At 39.8% G+C, this 20,370-nt stretch carries 15 protein-coding genes and 1 other annotated feature; of the genes, 11 read left to right on the top strand and 4 right to left on the bottom strand.

Features of this window, described 5'->3' with window-relative positions; all coding sequences use genetic code 11:
- Positions 1-351: 351 nt before the first annotated feature.
- Complete coding sequence (locus MKY17_RS24335) at positions 352-3,444, top strand: SH3 domain-containing protein (protein WP_339200978.1); 3,093 nt, start codon at positions 352-354, stop codon at positions 3,442-3,444.
- Positions 3,445-3,491: 47 nt separating this feature from the next.
- Here the strand turns inward: MKY17_RS24335 and MKY17_RS24330 are convergent, their stop codons facing one another.
- Complete coding sequence (locus MKY17_RS24330) at positions 3,492-3,923, bottom strand: Rrf2 family transcriptional regulator (protein WP_098373022.1); 432 nt, start codon at positions 3,921-3,923, stop codon at positions 3,492-3,494.
- 314 nt (positions 3,924-4,237) lie between these two features.
- Between MKY17_RS24330 and MKY17_RS24325 the strand changes: the two genes are divergently transcribed.
- The 7 genes from MKY17_RS24325 to MKY17_RS24295 all read left to right on the top strand — a co-directional run bounded on the left by MKY17_RS24325 (position 4,238) and on the right by MKY17_RS24295 (position 15,117).
- The gene (locus MKY17_RS24325; protein WP_339200977.1) at positions 4,238-4,927 is read left to right on the top strand and encodes a DsbA family protein; all 690 of its coding nucleotides are present in this window, start codon (positions 4,238-4,240) and stop codon (positions 4,925-4,927) included.
- A gap of 2 nt (positions 4,928-4,929) precedes the next feature.
- Entirely contained in the window at positions 4,930-5,337 is a 408-nt protein-coding gene (locus MKY17_RS24320) for a disulfide oxidoreductase (protein WP_141992527.1), read from the top strand.
- A gap of 1,063 nt (positions 5,338-6,400) precedes the next feature.
- A complete protein-coding gene (locus MKY17_RS24315; protein ID WP_098373026.1) occupies positions 6,401-7,042 on the top strand; it encodes an NAD(P)-dependent oxidoreductase in 642 nt (213 codons plus the stop codon).
- A gap of 394 nt (positions 7,043-7,436) precedes the next feature.
- The gene (gene galU / locus MKY17_RS24310; RefSeq protein ID WP_098373027.1) at positions 7,437-8,324 is read left to right on the top strand and encodes a UTP--glucose-1-phosphate uridylyltransferase GalU; all 888 of its coding nucleotides are present in this window, start codon (positions 7,437-7,439) and stop codon (positions 8,322-8,324) included.
- A 155-nt stretch (positions 8,325-8,479) separates the two neighbouring features.
- On the top strand, positions 8,480-12,082 hold the full coding sequence (locus MKY17_RS24305) for a CDP-glycerol glycerophosphotransferase family protein (protein ID WP_339200973.1): 3,603 nt from the start codon (positions 8,480-8,482) through the stop codon (positions 12,080-12,082).
- 103 nt (positions 12,083-12,185) lie between these two features.
- On the top strand, positions 12,186-13,157 hold the full coding sequence (galE, locus tag MKY17_RS24300) for a UDP-glucose 4-epimerase GalE (protein ID WP_339200971.1): 972 nt from the start codon (positions 12,186-12,188) through the stop codon (positions 13,155-13,157).
- A 679-nt stretch (positions 13,158-13,836) separates the two neighbouring features.
- On the top strand, positions 13,837-15,117 hold the full coding sequence (locus tag MKY17_RS24295) for an ArgE/DapE family deacylase (protein ID WP_339200969.1): 1,281 nt from the start codon (positions 13,837-13,839) through the stop codon (positions 15,115-15,117).
- A gap of 767 nt (positions 15,118-15,884) precedes the next feature.
- On the opposite strand, the gene MKY17_RS24290 is transcribed toward MKY17_RS24295, so the two are convergent.
- Positions 15,885-16,709, bottom strand: coding sequence for a hypothetical protein (locus MKY17_RS24290; RefSeq protein ID WP_339200968.1), 825 nt, complete (start codon positions 16,707-16,709; stop codon positions 15,885-15,887).
- Positions 16,710-16,773: 64 nt separating this feature from the next.
- Positions 16,774-17,026, bottom strand: a binding site (T-box leader).
- 149 nt (positions 17,027-17,175) lie between these two features.
- Here MKY17_RS24290 and MKY17_RS24285 point away from each other — a divergent pair.
- Positions 17,176-18,066: a PhzF family phenazine biosynthesis protein gene (locus MKY17_RS24285; RefSeq protein ID WP_339200966.1), complete on the top strand. Its 891-nt coding sequence runs from the start codon at positions 17,176-17,178 to the stop codon at positions 18,064-18,066.
- A 202-nt stretch (positions 18,067-18,268) separates the two neighbouring features.
- On the opposite strand, the gene MKY17_RS24280 is transcribed toward MKY17_RS24285, so the two are convergent.
- Together MKY17_RS24280 and MKY17_RS24275 are read right to left on the bottom strand one after the other, a co-directional pair.
- Positions 18,269-18,988 (bottom strand): pentapeptide repeat-containing protein, encoded by a 720-nt coding sequence (locus tag MKY17_RS24280; protein WP_339200965.1) that lies wholly within the window; start codon positions 18,986-18,988, stop codon positions 18,269-18,271.
- Positions 18,989-19,004: 16 nt separating this feature from the next.
- Entirely contained in the window at positions 19,005-19,334 is a 330-nt protein-coding gene (locus MKY17_RS24275; RefSeq protein WP_098373034.1) for a PadR family transcriptional regulator, read from the bottom strand.
- Between the two features lie 209 nt (positions 19,335-19,543).
- Between MKY17_RS24275 and MKY17_RS24270 the strand changes: the two genes are divergently transcribed.
- Together MKY17_RS24270 and MKY17_RS24265 are read left to right on the top strand one after the other, a co-directional pair.
- Complete coding sequence (locus MKY17_RS24270; RefSeq protein WP_098373073.1) at positions 19,544-20,164, top strand: class I SAM-dependent methyltransferase; 621 nt, start codon at positions 19,544-19,546, stop codon at positions 20,162-20,164.
- 19 nt (positions 20,165-20,183) lie between these two features.
- Positions 20,184-20,318: a hypothetical protein gene (locus tag MKY17_RS24265; protein WP_339200963.1), complete on the top strand. Its 135-nt coding sequence runs from the start codon at positions 20,184-20,186 to the stop codon at positions 20,316-20,318.
- The last annotated feature ends 52 nt before the right edge of the window (positions 20,319-20,370 follow it).

The raw sequence follows: 20,370 nt of genomic DNA, 5'->3' as shown, positions 1-20,370 counted from the left end.
TTGCCTCGATCCGTCAAATACTAAGGATCGTGTGCTCACCTTTTATGTATATTCGGTAAATGCAGAAAGATGCTCGTCTCATAGGCATTTATTTGAGTGGTAAGTAATTATATCAATATACTTTATATTCATCATTTGCTTGCCGGGTAAGCTTCTTTGCGAATATTTCTATTTTATTACTTAAATGTCTATTAGTTTACTATTATGTTACAATCTCCTTTATCTCCCTATAGATCTAAAGGAATATGATATATTTTAGACGAATGAGCATATATGCCTATATTATTATACTGATTTTAACCGATATTTAAATAAATGTTAAAAACATAATTCTTTAGTAGGGAGAATGAGATGAAGAAATTAATCATACCAACTTTCTGTTTTGCAGTGTTGTCTACAGTTGCTTTCGAAGAAAAAATATCTGCAGCTCCACTACATGCGGAACAGGCCAGTATTGAGGACTTCATGTTTGTACATGTAAGTACCGGTTCGCTCAATATGAGAAAAGACGGGGCGGAGGATGCAAGCATAGTTGCAAAGCTGGCAAATGGCACACAGGTAACGGTGTATTCGGAGTCCAAAGGCTGGGCGAAGATCAAAGCCAATGGAAATGATGGATATGTCAGTACGAAGTATTTATCGGCAACGAAGCCAGGGACTTTAACGAAAAGTGCAGTAACGATTAAAACGACAACAAAATATGTGAATGTGAGCACAGGATCACTGAATATACGAAAAAACGCCAGTGATAGTGCAGGCATGGTCGCGAAGCTGACTAGGGGCACACAGGTAACGGTGTATTTGGAATCCAACGGCTGGGCGAAAGTCAAAGCCAATGGAAAAGAAGGATATGTCAGTTCGAAGTATCTATCGGCAACGAAGCCAGGAACGGTAACCAAAGCTGCGGCGACCGTTAAAACGACAACGAATTATGTGAATGTGGGCACAGGTTCACTTAATATGCGGAAAAGCGGGGTAGATAGTGCCAGCATAGTCGCAAAGCTGACAAGAGGCACACAGGTAACGGTGTATTCGGAGTCCAAAGGCTGGGCGAAAATCAAAGCCAATGGAAAAGAAGGATATGTCAGTACGAAGTATCTATCGGCAACGAAGCCAGGAACGGTAACCAAAGCTGCGGTAACGGTTAAAACGACAACGAAATATGTGAATGTGAGCACGGGCTCCCTCAATATGCGAAAAAGTGGAAAAGCTACCGCAAGCGTTGTCGCCATCCTTTCTAAAGGGACGAAAGTGACGGTCTATTCGGAAGCTAATGGCTGGGCGAAAATCAAAGCCAATGGTAAGGATGGATATGTCAGCGCCAAATATCTGTCTGCTTCAAAGCCAGGATCGGGAGCAACGTCAGCCACACCTGCAAAAACGACGACGAAATATGTTACGGGTTCCCTCAATATGCGAAAAAGTGGAAAAGCTACCGCAAGCATAGTCGCAATCCTTTCAAAAGGAACGAAAGTGACGGTGTATTCGGAATCCAATGGCTGGGCCAAAGTCAAAGCCAATGGAAAGGACGGGTATGTCAGCACCAAATATCTATCGATGGCAAAGCCAGGATCGGGATCAACGGCAGTAACGCCTGAAAAAACGACAACGAAATATGTAAACGTAAGCTCTGGAACGCTCAATATGAGAAAAAGCGGATCGGAAAGCGCGAACATAGTCGCAAAGCTTTCAAAAGGAACGAAAGTGACGGTCTATTCGGAATCCAAAGGTTGGGCCAAGGTCAAAGCCAATGGAAAAGACGGCCATGTCAGTGCCAAATATCTATCGACGGCAAAGCCAGGATCGGGATCAACTGCAGTAACGCCTGAAAAAACGACAACGAAATATGTAAACGTAAGCTCTGGAACGCTCAATATGAGAAAAAGCGGATCGGAAAGCGCGAGCATAGTCGCAAAGCTGTCAAAAGGAACGGAAGTGACGGTCTATTCGGAATCCAAAGGCTGGGCGAAAATCAAGGCCAATGGGAAGGATGGGTATGTCAGTGCTGACTTTCTTTCAACGATAAGGCCTGAAATGGACTCCAAACCATCTATACCTGAAAAAACGACAACGAAATATGTAAATGTCAGCTCGGGTTCACTGAATATGCGGAATAAGCCTTCAGAAAGTGCTTCCGTCATTGTGAAATTGGCAAGGGGTGTAGAGGTAGAAGTCATCTCGGAATCAAATGGATGGTCAAAAGTTAAAGCGTATGGCGGAGAAGGTTATGTCAGTACGCAATATCTATCAGCAACGAAGCCTGGTTCTTTACCGGGGCTGAATCCGGACGGAGAAGAAAACACGTTAGTTAAATATGTAAATGTGAATGATAGCTCCAGTCTGAATATGCGGTCACAAGCATCAGCTTCCGCTTCAGTTATAGCCAAGCTTGTAAACAATACGGCCGTAACGGTGTATTCAGAATCTAATGGCTGGTCAAGAGTCACGGCCAATGGAAAAACGGGATATGTCAGTACGCAATATTTAACGGTCAAAGCACCGGAAGGTCCAGGAAGTTCGAATGGATCGATAATCAGGATCGATAAAGAGTATAATCTTACGATGGAAAAGATGGTTGAAATTCAAATGGCCGTAAATGGTCAAACGGATAAAAATTATAAAACCTACATACGCGAAGATGGATTAACTTTAATCAATTCTACAAAAGGTACGGTTAAAGGAACCGGATGGCGTGTCAGGGGCGGAGCTGGATCTAATTATTGGGTAGTCGGCCCTGTCAGCAATAATCAATCATTGAATATTAAATCAAAAGTAAAGGGCTCTGACGGATACTATTGGTATGAGGTGGACTATAACAAGACATGGGTAAATGCCAGTCCGGAAGATATAAAATATAATCTTAACCCAAATAATTTTGTGAATGATCCAGTCAAATCATTCCAATTCGTCAAGCTCTCTCAAGTCACCAACATGAACGTTTCTGAAGTGAATAATAGAATCCTTTCGGGTAAAGGGATTCTACAAGGCCAAGCTGCAACCTTCACTGCGGCAGGGGAGAAATATGGGGTCAATGAAATCTACCTGATTTCACATGCTTTGCTGGAGACCGGGAATGGCACTTCACCGTTAGCTACTGGCGTAAAGGTTAACGGGAAAACGGTCTATAATATGTATGGAGTGGGAGCATTTGACGGAACGGCGCTAAGCAGAGGCGCTCAATACGCCTATAATGCTGGCTGGTTCACTCCGGAGGCGGCCATCATAGGCGGTGCCGAATTCATCGCCAAAGGATATATCTCTGCTGGACAGGACACGCTTTACAAAATGAGATGGAATCCCACAGCCTCAGAGAAATATGGATATGCTTCACACCAGTATGCGACTGATATTGGCTGGGCAACAAAACAGGTGAAACAGATTTATAATTTGTATAGTTTACTAGATTCCTATAAATTGACGATTGAAGTTCCTAAGTATAAATAAGAAACGGCAAAAAACACATGAGTCAGACTCATGTGTTTTTTTTGCTATTAAGTTTTATCCTTTTCCAGAATACCCCTAACGACATCCTCGATCGTTACCACTCCCAATGCCTTTTCCAAGGCAAGTTCCGCAACTGAAAAGATGGGTTCTATTGTATCTTGTATATTTCTTCCAACAGTGCATGCTGGATTAGGATTTTCATGGATTCCAAATAATTCTTTATCGGAGGCAACGTTGACAGCCTGATAAACATCAAGCAAAGTGATATCCGATAATTCCTTGGCCAATGTTGCTCCGGCGATACCCGGACGAACGTTCACTAAGCCTGCATTCTTCAGCATGCCGGTGATTTTTCTGATTAAGGCTGGGTTGGTGTTTACACTTTTTGCAATAAAATCAGAAGTGTTAACGCCTTCTTTGTTTATTTCTAAAAGAGATAATATATGGATCCCTACGGAAAAGCGGGTACTGATGGACATCTCTTTTTTCTCTCCTTTAAAATCTCTATTCTTATATAGTATAAATTATTTAACATGTAATTCAAGTGGTTACAAGTTATAATGGCCTGCAAGAATAATATTTATCCATTAACCGTATCCTTGTCAAGTAACGCCGTTTCTGCAAAGGCAAAAAATAAAAAGTATGTGTAATTGACAAACCAGCATGGTGAAACTTATATTATAACGTGTAAATGAATCAGTTACAGGTGAAAGCAACAGGAAGGGGGAATCGAAATCGGCCGCTATGGCTGGAGAAGGAATATCGACACAACTACAAGTGATGGAGGTATATGATGGCTAATAAAAAAAAGGGTAATCAAAAACAATCTTCTGCATTCACGTTTTGGATGATAGGGTTAATTGCTGTAATCATCATTGGCTTTATATTTTTGGCAAATGGGAAGGACGAAGATACAGCCGTTAATGAAATCGATTATAAATCACAGCCTTATTTGGGTGAAAAATCAGCACCTGTCCAAATAGTTGAATTTGGTGATTATAAATGTCCAGTATGTAAGACATTCGAGGAGCAATTCTTTCCTTCTATACAAAGTGAATTGATTGATACAGGAAAAGCGCAATTTTATTTCATGAATTATTCGTTCATTAACGTCGATTCAACCAGATCCGCTAAATTTGCGGAAAGTGTTTATCAGGAATTAGGAAATGATACCTTTTGGAAATTCCATGAGCTTCTGTACGAAAAGCAACCAGAGGACCTGAAATATGAAAAGGTAGATGTGTTTACGGACAAATTCTTAGAAGAAACATTGAAAGAAATCGCAAATGACAAAGATGTGAAAAAAGTAGTTTCCTCCTTTAAAGCAGGTAATTCCGAGGACCAATGGAACAAAGATATGGATTTGGCCGACGAATTGGGTGTTTCTGGAACTCCTTCCTTATTTGTCAATGGCAAGAAGTTTGAAGGAAATACAATTGATGATTTAGAGAAAATGGTTGATGATGCAGCGAAGGAGAAATAGTGATGAACAAGCCATTATTATTTTCTTGGATCCTATCGATCATCGCCACTGCTGGAAGTCTCTACTTTAGTGAGATTCTCCATTATGTACCCTGTACCTTTTGTTGGTATCAAAGGATCTTGATGTACCCGCTCGTTATTTTATTGGGCCGTGCCTTTTATGAGCAAGACCTGAAAATTTACCGATACATCCTCCCATTATCGATTTTGGGCATGTTGGTGTCAGGGTATCACTATAGTCTGCAAAAAATCCCAGCACTGAAGCATTTTGAAATGTGTCAAAGCGGTGTTCCCTGCTCAGGTGAGTATATAAATTGGCTAGGATTCATCACGATCCCGTTTTTGGCCTTTATCGCGTTTACTCTCATCACTATCTGCATGGGACTGCTAATGAAAAAGAAAAACAGCTAATTTAAGCGCACCATTCTAAAAGGAATGGTGCTTTTTTATATATATCGACGAAAAACTGCAATATATCGAAGAAAATTCAGGATATTTCTCAGGAAATAGCCATATATCGACGAAAAACCAGGATATATCACCGGAAATAGCAATATATCGACGAGAAAGCAGAATATATCCCCGGAAATAGCCATATATCGACGAAAAATCATGATATATCTCAGGAAATTGCAAGATATCGACGAGGAAGCAGGATATATCTCCGAAACCTGCAAGATATCGACGAGGAAGCAGGATATATCCCCGGAAATTGCAATATATCGACGAAAAATCAGGATATATCCCCGGAACCTGCAATATATCGACGAAAAATCAGGATATATCTCCGGAACCTGCAATATATCGACGAGAAAGCAGAATATATCATCGGAAATTGCAAGATATCGACGAAAAATCAGGATATATCTCCGGAAATAGCAATATATCGACGAAAAATCAGGATATATCCCCGGAAATTGCAAGATATCGACGAAAATCAGGATATATCACCGGAACTTGCAATATATCGACGAAAAACCAGGATATATCTCCGGAACCTGCAAGATATCGACGAAAAACCAGGATATATCTCCGGAAATAGCAAGATATCGACGAGGAAGCAGGATATATCTCAGGAAATAGCAATATATCGACGAAAAACCAGGATATATCACCGGAAATAGCCATATATCGACGAAAAATCATGATATATCTCCGGAAATTGCAATATATCGACGAAAAATCAGGATATATCACCGGAACCTGCAATATATCGACGAAAAATCAGGATATATCACCGGAAATTGCAAGATATCGACGAAAAACCAGGATATATCTCCGGAACCTGCAATATATCGACGGGAAAGCAGAATATATCTCCGGAAACAGCAATATATCGACGAAACTCGAATATATCTCCGAACTCCTTAAAATAATAAAGTTGACAAAACGGCAACCTGTAACTTATATTATTACATGTAAGTATTTAAGTTACAATTAAAGTTTCAAAAACAATATATAGGAGGAATTTAAAATGAAAATCGGTATTATTGGTGCGAGCGGAAAAGCTGGAAGTCTGATTTTAAAGGAAGCGTTGACTAGGGGACATGATGTTACGGCCATTGTCAGGGATGAAGCTAAAGTCCAAATTCAAGGAGCATCCGTACTGGAAAAAGACGTATTCGATCTGAAATCAGAAGATATTAAAGGGTTCGATGTGATAGTGAATGCATTTGGCGCTGTTCCAGGGAGAGAACATCTGCATGTCGAGGCAGGAAAAATCTTGATTGAGGCTATGAAAGGGGCTCCTCAAACTAAACTGATCGTTGTTGGCGGAGCTGGAAGCCTTTTCGTTGACGAGGCAAAGACGATCCGCGTGCTGGATACGCCAGAGTTCCCTAAAGAATACTTTGCAACAGCATATAATCAATCCAAGAACCTTGGCGATCTACAAAATGCCACTGGCATCCAATGGACGTTCATCAGTCCTTCCGCCTTCTTTGATCCGCAAGGAAATAGAACAGGTCGGTATACACTGGGTAAAGACAATCTTCTTGTAAACTCAAAGGGTGAAAGCTATGTAAGTTATGCCGATTTTGCCCTTGCAGTACTTGATGAAATTGAAAACCCGCAGCACATCAACCAACGCTTCACCGTTGTTGCCGAAGCTGAATAATTTAGTGGACGTCGCTCCTTGTGGTGACGTCCATTTTTTTACGTTGAAATGGCCGAATTATAGGCAGACCTGTTGATCGCAACAGATCCGGATGCAGACGACTCGTTAAAAACGAATGAAATGATAAGTGGAGCTAAATAATCAGGTCCTTGGGCCTATCATCCGTATAGTGAAAAAAAATAAGGCCTTTTCCTGAAATATCGGGGAATGGCCTTATTTTTAAGCGGGATATTGCATTGGATGGAAGTTTTAACTATGGGTGAATTTACAAAAGAAGGGTATTTTTTCTGTTAATATATTTACAAAAAACGAGTCTATGTTACTATAAAAAGGATGATTCAGAAAAATTTGGTGTTTTTTGTAGATTTATCTTAATATGAAGGAGTTACAAAGTATGAAAAAAGTTAAAAAGGCCATAATTCCTGCAGCGGGATTGGGAACTAGATTTTTGCCCGCAACGAAGGCAATGCCTAAAGAAATGCTGCCAATAGTCGATAAACCTACTATTCAATATATTATAGAAGAAGCTGTGAAAGCGGGAATTGAGGATATAATCATTGTCACAGGAAAGAATAAACGAGCGATAGAAGATCATTTTGATAATGCTTACGAACTAGAGAATAATTTGAGGGATAAAGGGAAATTCGATTTATTGGAGAAGGTGCAATACCCATCCAATTTAGCTAATATCCACTATATTAGGCAAAAAGAACCGAGAGGCCTTGGACATGCTGTTTGGTGTGCACGTAATTTTATTGGTGATGAGCCTTTTGCCGTCCTTTTAGGCGATGATATCGTGGAAAGTGATGTGCCCTCCCTACGTCAATTAATCAACGAATATGATGCGACAGGTTCGTCCATCATTGGAGTGCAGCCGGTAAATGAGAACGAAACACATAGATACGGCATCATTGACCCGCTTACGCAAGATGGCAGAAGATACGAAGTGAACCGTTTCGTCGAAAAACCAAAACAAGGAACGGCACCATCCAATTTAGCCATCATGGGAAGATACATCCTGACTCCGGAAATATTCGATTTCCTGGCCAAGCAGGAAACAGGAGCTGGCGGTGAAATCCAGCTAACGGATGCCATCCAAAAATTGAATGAAATCCAAAAAGTCTTCGCTTACGATTTTGAAGGAAAACGCTTTGATGTAGGTGTTGTTGATGGTTTTGTGAAAACGACCATTGAATTTGCCCTGCAACGTCCTGATTTAAGAGACGATATCATAAAAGTAATGGAAAATATCCTCGAACTGCACAAGGCAGTGGACAAATAAACTTTTACTGCCCATTCATAAACTTTTAATTTAATAGAGTAATCATTTAAAAAAATCTCCAACTATTGATCATTCATAGTTGTTATTTTGGTTTAATGAACGGCAAACATAATTTTGAATGGTGAATATAAATCGATAAAAGGGGAGCCTATTTAGTGAATAAGAAGGTAATAAAAAGAAAAGTCGATTTCCTTAAACAGCCTATCGCCAATTTCTTAATGAAGGAAAACCATCAGCGAGTAAATAGATATGCAAAGTATTATGAGAGATTAAGCGTGCAAAAAAACACAATACTATATGAGAGTCGTGATGGAAACAGTATGACTGACAGTCCATACGCGATGTTTAAATATATGCTGGAAAATCAGGACTATCAAGATTTTATGCACATTTGGTCCATCCAGGATTTCAGTGTCCTCTCAGGTGTAATGGCGAAGTATAAGGATATGCCGAATGTTCAATTTGTTCAACGTAATTCAAAGGAATATTTAAAATGGTTGGCAACGAGTGAGTATTTAATCAATAACTCCACATTCCAGTCTTTCTTCATCCCTAAAAGCGATCAAATTTACATCAATACCTGGCATGGAACGCCCCTTAAGAATATGGGCTTCGATATTCCCGGTAACCCTTCGGTCTCTCAAAACGTCGTTAGGAACTTTTTAAGTGCGGATTTCATTTTGAGCCCTAATGCCCATACTACGAACATATTTACACATAGCTATAAGTTAAATGGATTGTATAAAGGTGAAATTATAGAAGAAGGATATCCGAGGATCGATTTGACGCTGAACACGAATCCGGAGGAGTATAAGGATTATCTAAGAACGCTAGGTTTGAAAATCAGTGATGCTAAGGAAAATATTTTATATGCCCCGACTTGGAAGGGGACGAATCTGGCCAAAGTAGATAACGATCTTCTGCAAATCATTGCAGATATTAATGATTTACAAAGTCAAATCGGTGAACAATATAACCTATTCATTAAGGTGCATCCATTTTTATATAAAGAAGCTGCCAAGCATTCGGAAATCAAGGATCGACTAATACCTGACCATGTGGATACAAATGAATTGCTTGCTGCAGTCGATTTGCTTATCACGGACTATTCCAGTATCTTCTTTGATTACCTTGTTACCGATAAGCCAATTCTGTTTTACACATGGGATACGGACGTTTATGCTGAGCAAAGGGGACAATATCTCCAAAATGACGAACTCCCGGGACCGATGCTTTTTAACTCAAAAGAATTGGCACAGGCCATTAAAGATATTAAAAATGTGAAATCTAGATATTCCGATAAATATAAAAAAATGCAGGGAAAATTCACGAACCATGAGGATGGAAAAGTAACAGAGAGAATAGTCAAAAATATTTTCAATAAGTCTACGAAACAACTGAACACAATTACCAGCCTGGATTCCGCAAAGGAAAAAATATTGATTTATCCGGGTGGATTGAGGGATAACGGAATTACATCTTCTTTCCTTAACTTAATGAATAATATTGATTACGATAAATATGATGTCAGCTGTTTTACTGCCACTCCTCACTCGCACGAGGTTTTGAAAAATATGGGCAAGGTTAATAAGAATGTACGTTTTCTATTCAAACCTGGCTTGCCTGTGTATAAATTTTTGGAAGTCTACAAAGATAAATTCATCCATAACAGAGGGGAAAGAGGGTTCTTAGGGAAGAAGCTTTACCCGGAAAATGCCTATATTAGAGAGCATGCACGTTTATTCGGTAAAACGAAGTTTGATTTTGTGATTGATTTTAGCGGTTATAGCCATTATTGGGCTAAATATCTGCTGGCGGCAGATGCAAAAAAGAAAGTTTGTTATATGCATAATGATTTGCTTTCTGATAGTGAGCGTATCATTAATGGAAAGAGACCTCACCGTATTAATCTACGAGGTATTTTTTCGGTATACAATCGATTTGATAAACTTGTAAGTGTTTCTGAGGGAACGATGGAATTAAACCGAAAGAATCTATTGGAGTATGCAGACTTAGATAAATTTGATTATGTAATGAATTCTATCAACCCGGATAAAATCCTTCAAATCGAGTCAAATGAATCTGAAGTTATCGAAAATGATGAAAAGGCATTGATCACAGAAAACTTCAAAGCAAGGGCGATATTAAGGGATGTTAAGGATAATCATGTTTGGAATACCCTTCCGGGAATTTCGAATGCCACTCAATTTCCACTGGAAGAACGATTTGAAGGTGCTGAAATCGTGATTTCGAGAAAGGCCTATGCTAATCAGAACACTTTTTACAAATTCAGCCATAACAATCAAATCATTGGCTGGATTAGTGAAGAAGCTGTGGAGCTGTTGCCAGACAGCATCATTTATGAAAAAGAAGTGGATAAAATTGCCAGATTAGTAAGACCTCGATCAAACTATATTTGGTCGTTGCCGTATAAGGTTGAAGGAACGTACAAAATTTCTGGCAGTCATGATTTTAAAGGGATCATTGTAAACGTCGATAAGGAAGCAAAAACCCAGCATTCGATTTATAGCAGAATATCTGTAAAAGATAAGATAATAGGCTGGATAGATAATTCGGCTTTATCCATGCTTGAACATTGTACAACCAATGAAGACATGAGCTTAAATGACAAGCTGCAAATCATGATGAAAAGAAAGTATATAATATCCAGAAACTATAAAAACAATAAAAAGTTCATTGATAAGATTGAGAATAGGACGCTGAAGGAAATAAACACGGGTAATCAGAAGTACGGAAAAATAACTAATCCGGAGGAGCATACGATCTGGACGAAGGCTTATCCGAACTACAAGGCTAAAAGAGTGAGTAAGGCAATCGATTTTGAAGGGCAAATCGTCAGAATCATAAAGTATAACAGAACCAACAAAGGCGGCTATTACCTTTTCGAAATCGATAATAAGAAAATTGGCTGGTTAAATACGGGAGCATTCGAAGTCATAGAAGAGCCAATCCTGTTAAAAGAACGTGAAGTGCGCGGCACTGCCGAAATTAACTTAGGTGATTATAATATTTGGGATAAGCCTTATGGGCTTCAAGATGCCATGGTCTTGGAAAATGGGCCAAGCTTTAATGGCCGGATCGTGGAATTCGATAAAGAATCGGTTACCCAACTTGGCACTTATGCCCATATATTATTGGACGGGATATCTATAGGCTGGATCGATAAACAGGCGTTAAGCGTACAAGAGGTCCATGGATTGGAAGTGAATAATCAATTCGTTCCATATCCTGATAAAAATGATTTTAACTTTGTCAATATGGGAAGATTATCACCTGAAAAAGGCCAAGATAATTTGATTCGTGCATTCGCAGGCTTTCATGAAAAACACAAAAATAGTAAACTGTATATTTTAGGACAAGGACCTTTAAAGGAAGATTTGCAGGCAATCATTGATGAGCTGGACTTAAATCATTCCATTCATCTTTTGGGCCAGCTTGAAAATCCATTTTCGTTCATGGAAAAATGTGACTGCTTCGTTCTTTCCTCACATTATGAAGGGCAGCCTATGGTATTATTGGAGGCGATGACTTTAGGAATGAAAATCATGGCTACTGATATAGTGGCTAACCGAACCGTTTTGGAAAACGGTAAATATGGTTTACTTGTCGAAAATAGCATAGATGGACTGGAAAAGGGCTTATCTACCATGGTTAGTAATGATAATCCTAAACTAGCGAAGTTTGATTACACCCAATATAATGGATTGGCCATGGAAACCTTCAATAAATGCTTATAAAATGAGGGAGGTTCTTATAATTAGACCTCACACTAATGGCATATATAGGTTGAGAAAATTGGCAAGATTTCATTTAAGCTAAAAGTAAAAGGGGAAATTCTATATGATTTTGGTCGTTGGCGGTGCAGGATATATTGGAAGTCATCTTGTAAAAGAGTTAGTGAATACTGAAGAGGTTGTCATTCTGGATAATCTCTCAACCGGTTTTCGTTCGCTGGTCGATTCGAAGGCCATCTTGGTGGAAGGAAATTTAGGGGACGAAGCGGTCTTGAATGATATATTCCTTAAGTATCCCATTAAAGCTGTTATGCACTTTGCTGCAAATAGCTTGGTTGGGGAGTCTGTCCAAGATCCTTATAAATACTATGAAAATAATGTAGGTGCAACTCTTACATTGTTGAATACCATGCTCAAGCATGATGTTAAGAATTTCATTTTTTCATCAACGGCAGCTACTTACGGGATACCGAATGTTGATATGATTGATGAGGATCAGCCAACCAATCCGATTAATCCATATGGCCGCTCGAAATTGATGGTAGAGCAGATCTTAGGAGACTTCGCAAAAGCATATGGACTTCATTATGTCGTCTTGCGTTACTTTAATGCGGCCGGAGCACATGCATCGGCAGAAATCGGTGAAAGCCATGATCCGGAAACACACTTGATTCCGATTATTTTACAGCATTTATTAGGTCAACGTGAGAAGATTTCCGTGTTTGGTACGGACTATGACACAGAAGATGGCACTTGCATCCGTGATTATATCCATGTAACGGATTTAGCTCAAGCCCATATAATCGCGCTTCAAGCCCTTTTATCCGGAAAGAAGGATACGGCCACCTACAATCTTGGGAATGGAAAAGGATTTTCGGTTAAGGATGTAATCGACACTTGTGAAAAAGTCACGGGAGTGAAACCGACCATCGAGTATGGAGACCGTCGCCCTGGAGATCCAGCCCGTCTTGTTGCTTCGGCTAATAAGATATATGAAGAACTTGGGTGGAAAGCATCGATAGATTTGGAAGAAATCATTGAAAGTGCGTGGAAATGGCATAAATCTCTTTTGAAATAAAGGCCCGGATAGATTAAAAGTTGTTTCAGACTGTAGACAAACTCGAAGAAAAGCGAGTTTGCCTGCAGTTTTTTTATTTGTAAAAAGGTGGCAGTTGATTTCAGAAATCCGCTCCCTTTCACGTTTATATAATAGAATCAAAAATGGATACTTGAGTCATTGAGTATCCCTTTTTGATTCTATGTTTGTTTAATTAATTATCGTTATTAAACAGACAAGTTTAGCATAAGCATTAATATCTTTATAACTTTGTAAGCTCACAAATGTTTTTTAGGGGGGGATAGCTTGTCCATCGAGCATGCTTGACGGTTGCTTGATGCAACCTCTAAAACTTACAGTAGCGCCTTCGGGTAGAAGGTTCCTGAGCATAGGGGATAAGACTGCCTTCCAGCCGTTTCAATGCTTCACTTCAGCAAGTCAAAAACCCTAAAACCAGTCAAGCATAATTAGCTAAATAGTTGAAAGAATTGTTGTTAAGATAACGGGGGTTAGGCATTACCACTACATAATCTTATATATCTTTGGCTCATTAAGTTTAACTATAGCATTGAACGCGACTTTAAATAACATGTATCAAATGTTTCCCCACTTTTAACCCCAGAAATATGATCTAGGAACAGCACATAGAATAGTATAGAAATACTGCAGCTAATACTGGACATGGAGGGGATGTATTTATATGAGTACCAGAATAATCCGGCAGCTGATAAGGTCAAGGCAACAGGAATTAGTCGAACTTGCTGCTTCATTTATTCGAATTCCAACTGAAAATCCATCGCCCGAGTTTATGAAGCAGTCAGCAGAAATGGGACGCCATATTAGCCGATACCTAGCAGCAAAAGGGTTCTTGATTACCGAGCACCGCCGTAGCGAAAATGCGCTGGTTACCGTGGTCTGTGATGCTCCCTTAACCAGGGTACCTGGTCCACGGCTCCTATTTTGTGGACATACAGATGTCGTACCTGCAGGCGATTGTTCACATTGGACCTTCGATCCATTCTCAGGAGAAGTCAGAGCAGGTATGCTTTTGGGGAGGGGAGCCTCCGATATGAAAGGAGGCTTGGCATCACTGATTTTTGTGGCTGGACTACTTCAGGAGTTCGCCCCCACTCTTAATTTGAAAGGTAGCCTAGGAGTTATTGCCTCTCCGGATGAAGAGACTGGCGGCATTGAGGTGGCCTCGCTCCTGGATCAAGGATTGATTAAGGGTGATGCTTGTCTGATTGGTGAACCAACGGACCCCCACCATCCGAATGCCGGTGAAAAGGGCAGGGCATGGATGCAGGTGATCATACCAGGTCAGACAGATCATGGCAGCCTACATCCGCTTTATGGAATCTCCGCCGTACGAAGAGGGGCAGCCGCGGTCGAAGCACTAACCAAGCTATGGGAGCTCAAGGCAACGCCACAGGCAGAGCCTTGTCAACTTTTGTACAATACTGAGTGGCTCCTATCTCAGCGTCTAGGAAATCCCTTACTGTCACAGTTACTTTATCGTCCCTCTTACAATCCAGGTGTAATTCAGGGCGGAACAAATGTGAACGTCGTCGCAGACAAGTGTATCATTAAAGTGGATACCCGGGTTCCATTCGGTATGAAGCCCGAGTTTGTACTTGATGTCGCTAGGAATCTTGTTAGTGCTGTAGCGCCAGGTGCAGTTGTGGAGCCAATGGTACCCTGTACTAACCCGAACTGGACCTTAGAGAATCGTCCAATTGTCAGGGCCATAGAACTGGGAATCCAGAGTGTCCTTGGAATGGAGGAACCCGTCTTCAGCGTACTTTTGCTTGGTTCAAGTGATGCCAGTCACTTCCGGCGCCATGGCATTGATACCGTCCTTTACGGTCCTGGGCTGGAACACACTATCCATGGGTACGATGAGCGGGTTTCAGTGGAGAACTTAGTAGAATCTGCCGAGATATATGCTGAGACGGCAGTCAAATATCTTAGGTCATTTTAAATCTATTTTCACTAAACTTTTTGCAGGTTAATGATGCAGGGTATACTGCACGTGCTACTGTTAAGGTTCTCTTTCAAGGTGTATATGGTGGGAATATTTATATACTCGTTGGTATTAATTCTTTAGTTCAATGCTAAACTAAATATATTTATAGCGTGTTTTGATCAAACTTTGTTTCAAATTTACATGAAGACCAAAAGCTAAAAAAAGAGCCTGGAGCAGAAAAACCGCTTCAGGCTTTTTTCTTTTTGGGAAAAGTGGGAATTCCTTTTTTCTCGATTTTCCTCTAGACGATAATACAAAGTTTGATATACTAACCGAATTCCTAAAAGGAGATAGTTAAATGAAAGTTGTATTAAAGTATTTAGTATTAATTATATGGTTAATCATATTCATTCGCTATTTTACTGAGTATATGCCACATAAAGTTTATATATATTTGTTAATCATACCGGTTTATATAATAAGTCACACAATATTTAATAAAACATTCGCAACCAGTAAACGGCCAAAAATATAAGTGAAAAAGGAGTGGTTTTTCCAAATGACGGCTAAAAAGAAGGGATCGCAAACCTCGCCTGCGATTCATAAAATCGGAGCTTGCAAGTGAGATTCTTATTTGTCCATAAATAAAGTGGTGAAAGTTTAATCCTAAAACTTCCACCACTCTTTTATTTTCTTCTTTGTCTTCTGTCTATTTCCAATATTTTTTCTTCTAACTTTTTTCCGCCGTTGACGCAGTTATTCGACCTACCTCGCACTTTATACTAAGCCTGAAGTGCTTTCTGTAAGGATTTTTTCATGGCTTTTACAAAATTTCGGCGTGTTTCATCGGTTAATTCCAACAGGGAAAGAAAGGGGTTTAGATCTTCAAGTTCTACTAATAAAAGTTCACCTTGTTCATTCCGGCAGGCATCAACGCGTTGGATTCCCCAATCAAGATTGTTCCATTCAATAAATCGTTTAGCAAAGGCCAGATCTGCTTCAGTAGGTTTATATTCTTTTAATTCCCATCTTTTCTCTTTGTCAGGCGCATAGAGGGCATACTGAAATTCCGTATCGATAAAATAAAAAGAGACTTCATACTCAAAGTTGATAAATGGCTGCACCAATGTGTTCTTTGATTCTGAATCCATTTTATTTCCCAATTCTTCTTTCGTGGCAAATTCCAAACCGATGGAATCCGCGCCATCTTTCGGCTTAACTATATATGTTTCCACATCAGGAAGTTTATTTAAGGATTCAAGTGTATCGATGGTCGGAATGACAGGGAATTGAGCATTCGTCAGTTCAATTAAGTATTCCTTCCCGTTCATATCAGCCTTTCCAACAAATGAATTGTACGTTTTCAAATAACCAGCAGCCACTCTGTTACGGAATGCTAGATACTTATCTTTAAAATTGGCGACTGGACCGGCATTTCGAAATACGATTAGGTCAAAATCCTTTTCAAACGTTTCAATGTCTTCAGGATGGCATAGTACTAATTGAAAATCTTCTCTAAGTTTCGAAGTAAGGAACAAATCCTCCTCATAATAATTTCTTCCTTTTGCTTCATAGTATAAATCTGTTACGAATAATAGTGTCTGCATTATTCCTGCACCTGCTTTTCCGTTATTTTCATTGATTATGATAAAAACAAAAAATCCCGTCTCATTAAGAGACGAGATTTTAACTCGCGGTACCACTCTTGTTTAATAAAATGCTTCGAGAGCACATTACTACCCTTTACAAACGCACAATAGTACGTTGTCCCATATAACGGGGGAAACCGGTAAAGCTTACTGAAGATTGGGCTTTACTTCTCAGGGATGATTTTCGGTTATATTCTGGACACTGGCTTTCAGCAAAGCACCAGCTCTCTTTGGAACAGAAGCTATAACGTACTCCTTCCCTTCATGGAATTTTACAATTAGATGAATTTGAGTAATTGTACAATAGTCAGAAAATAAAATCAATGGTCGTTTCACTGAGTATAGGACGAAAGAGGGATTTTGATGGAGATATAGAATTACTATTAAAAGAGAAGCACCATTCATTTAATAGGAGATGTTAGATTTGAAAATGGTAAGGGTTTTTCATTACGATGCGTTCAGTAGTAAACCGAATAAAGGAAATCCGGCAGGTGTCGTTTTAGATGCGGATGGACTGACGGAAAAGGAAATGCAGGATATAGCGCTGAAGGTGGGGTTCAATGAAACCTCTTTTCCCATGAAGTCCGATATTGCGGATCTTAGAATCCGTTATTTTACACCAGGACACGAAATGAATCTCTGCGGTCACGCGACAATGGCTACCATCCATGCACTGAAGAGCAGGGGATTATTGGATAAAGATGAGCTGATGATTGAAACAGGAGCAGGAATATTGCCAATCAAGATCCATACGACCGCGGATCAAGAGGTATACATTACGATGAAGCAGGCCGCGCCACAGTTTGAAGAGTTTAGCGGAGATAAGGGCGGCTTGGCCAGTTCCCTGGGACTTGATATAGAAGATCTGGAAAATGAATTACCTATTGTTTATGGAAGTACAGGCTTATGGACTTTACTGGTTCCTGTAAAAGAACGCGATTCATTCAAAAGGATGAAGGCGAACAATAAACTGTTTCCGCAATTATTAAAGGAAATGCCAAGAGCTTCTGTTCATCCCTTTTGCCTGGAAACGTATGATAGTGATGCCCATATGCATGCCAGGCATTTTTCCTCGCCATTTTCAGGTACGCTTGAAGACCCTGTTACGGGAACGGCTTCAGGTGTAATGGGCGCTTATTATGCAAAATACATAAAGGATGGTCTTGAAGATGAGGTGCACCTGTTAATCGAACAGGGACAAGAAATCGGGAAGGATGGGAGAGTTCGCGTTAAGGCTACCAAAAACCATGACATATACGATATTGAAATCACCGGGAATGCTGTCTACGTTAAAGAATTTGAAGTGGAAGTCTAAAGGTTCATGCAGAGGAGGATGGGCGGTTGAATGATAATCATATAAAAACCCTGTGCTAAGACTTTTCGTGTCTTAGCACAGGGTTCTTATTGAATCATTCTCCCATGCTCATTCCTTTTAAAACGACCGCAGTCAGAAACACGGTCACGCAAATGATTGAGGTAGATACTTACAATCGCTATCGGTAAAGTCAAACCCTCCTTTAGATGATGGTCACGCCGCTAAGATCAACCTTAGCTCCAGGTAAAAAGTTATAAGTGAGTTTATCCATCGAAGCTCCAGTAAAGTCGATTTTCTTTAAATCGGACATCCGAAATTGAACATTGATGAGTGTGGCATCGCGAAATGATGCCTTTTTCAATGAAGAACCCTCGAAAATGGTTTGTTTGAATGTTTCCTTATCAAAAATAAGACCTGATAAATTACAGCCTTTAAAATGGGTTTTATTATAAATGCAGTTCTTGAAAGTTACTCCTTTTAAATTTGCACTTTTAAATAAGGTACTGGTTAAATTGGCGTTTTCAAAGATGCAATTATTTAAGTTAGTGCTTTTAAATGTGCTGTTCGTCAGGTCGGAATGACTGAAATCAGAACGGCTTAAATCGCAGGAATTAAATTTTCCATCATGCACCGAAACCGAGCGGAAGTCGGAATCCAATAAGCGTTGCCTGGAATAGTCCATGCTTATCGCCTGCTCAAGCACATTGTATTGCAGATTGAGCGATTCTATGAGCTCTGATACTTCCCCAATCGAATCCACAGTCAGCTTATACGCTTCCTGCTCACTGGCACCATTCCTTCTATGGTCATTGTATTTTTCCAGTAAGTTTTGCAGCAGTTCTTCTTCCAATTCCTTTGCTGTTTTTGCACTTTTGTACGGGGCAAAAATGTTATGAACATGTGCATTCAGTTTTTCAATCACATTTCATCTTCCTTTCTTACAAGAGGCGCTCAAGTATTCGCTTGGCCTGCTCCCAGTCATTTTTATTTTGGATATATGTGTCTTCCCCAATCGGGGTGATTTTGTAATATTTCCTTCTCCCGCCTTGTGTGGCATCTCCCCAATAAGAGATGATGCATCCGTCCTTTTCCAGTCGTTTTAAGCTGGAATACATCGTCGCTTCCTTAATTTCATATTGCTCATCCGAATCCATATATATCAGTTTGCTGATTTCATAACCATATTTATCGCCACTTTGCAGGAGTTTTAGAATCATCGTATCTACATGTCCGCGAAGCAAGTCAGAGGATAGTTGTCGTTGAACCAAATCCTCACCTCCTTTGGTATATCTTATAGTGTATTACTATGACAGTCAAGGTAATGTGTTTGAAATGAATCGCGCAGGTGTAATGTCTGCATTAAAGCGGGCAGGGAAGCGCCGCATGGAGATTAATCTTACTAATTAGCCAGAAATAATATCCGCTTGAAAGGGATATTTAATGCTTTATAGAAAAAGTAAGCAAGGGGGTGGGGATGTTGAATAATTCGTGGAATAAAGTGATTTATAAGGTTTGGTCGCCGATTTATGACAAAATCTTCAATTCTTATCTCTTTTTAGATGCCAGGAAAAGAATATTTGAAGAGATGCATTTTCAAGATCATGCAAAGGTTCTGTTTGTGGGCGTAGGTACGGGGGCCGATTTGGAGCTGGTCAAGAACCTTGACCTTGAGATAACGGCGATAGACCTGTCAGCCGATATGCTAAAAAAAGCGATGGGGAAATTTGATAATACAACGATCAATTTTCTCGAGATGGATGCACAGCATATGGAATTCGATAATGAATCGTTTGACTATATAGTGGGAAGTTTGATTCTTTCCGTCGTACCTGATGCCGATGAATGCCTTCAGGAAATGATCAGGGTTTTAAAAGGCGAGGGAAAAATCATACTATTCGATAAGTTTATCTCTAAAGATGAAGTGCTTTCACTACCCAAAAAGCTTCTGCGACCCATCATAAGATTTTTAGGAACGGATATTGGCTTGCGGTTTGAAGACTTGTTCAGTAGACATGATAAGAGTGTGAAAATTGAAGAAGATCGACCGGTCATGCTGAGTGGAATGTATAGGAAGATAATCATCAGTAAACGTATGTGAGGAAGGTGATGGAGGAGGCATGTTTCAGAAGTGGATCGGGAGTCAATTGAAAAATCCGAAAGGACCCCTATCCAAATTGAATAGCAATGGAAATGATACTATTCTGGAAGTCGGAATCGGAAATGGCTCCACATATCCAGATTGGCTCAAGTGAACATTCTTGGCAAAAATTAAGGTGTCGACATTTCAGAAGAGATGGTCAAAGT

Origin of the sequence: Peribacillus sp. FSL P2-0133 (genome assembly GCF_037975445.1) — a bacterium.
In the GTDB taxonomy this organism is placed as follows: Bacteria; Bacillota; Bacilli; order Bacillales; family DSM-1321; genus Peribacillus; species Peribacillus simplex_E.
This window is presented reverse-complemented; position numbering and strand designations above follow the sequence as displayed.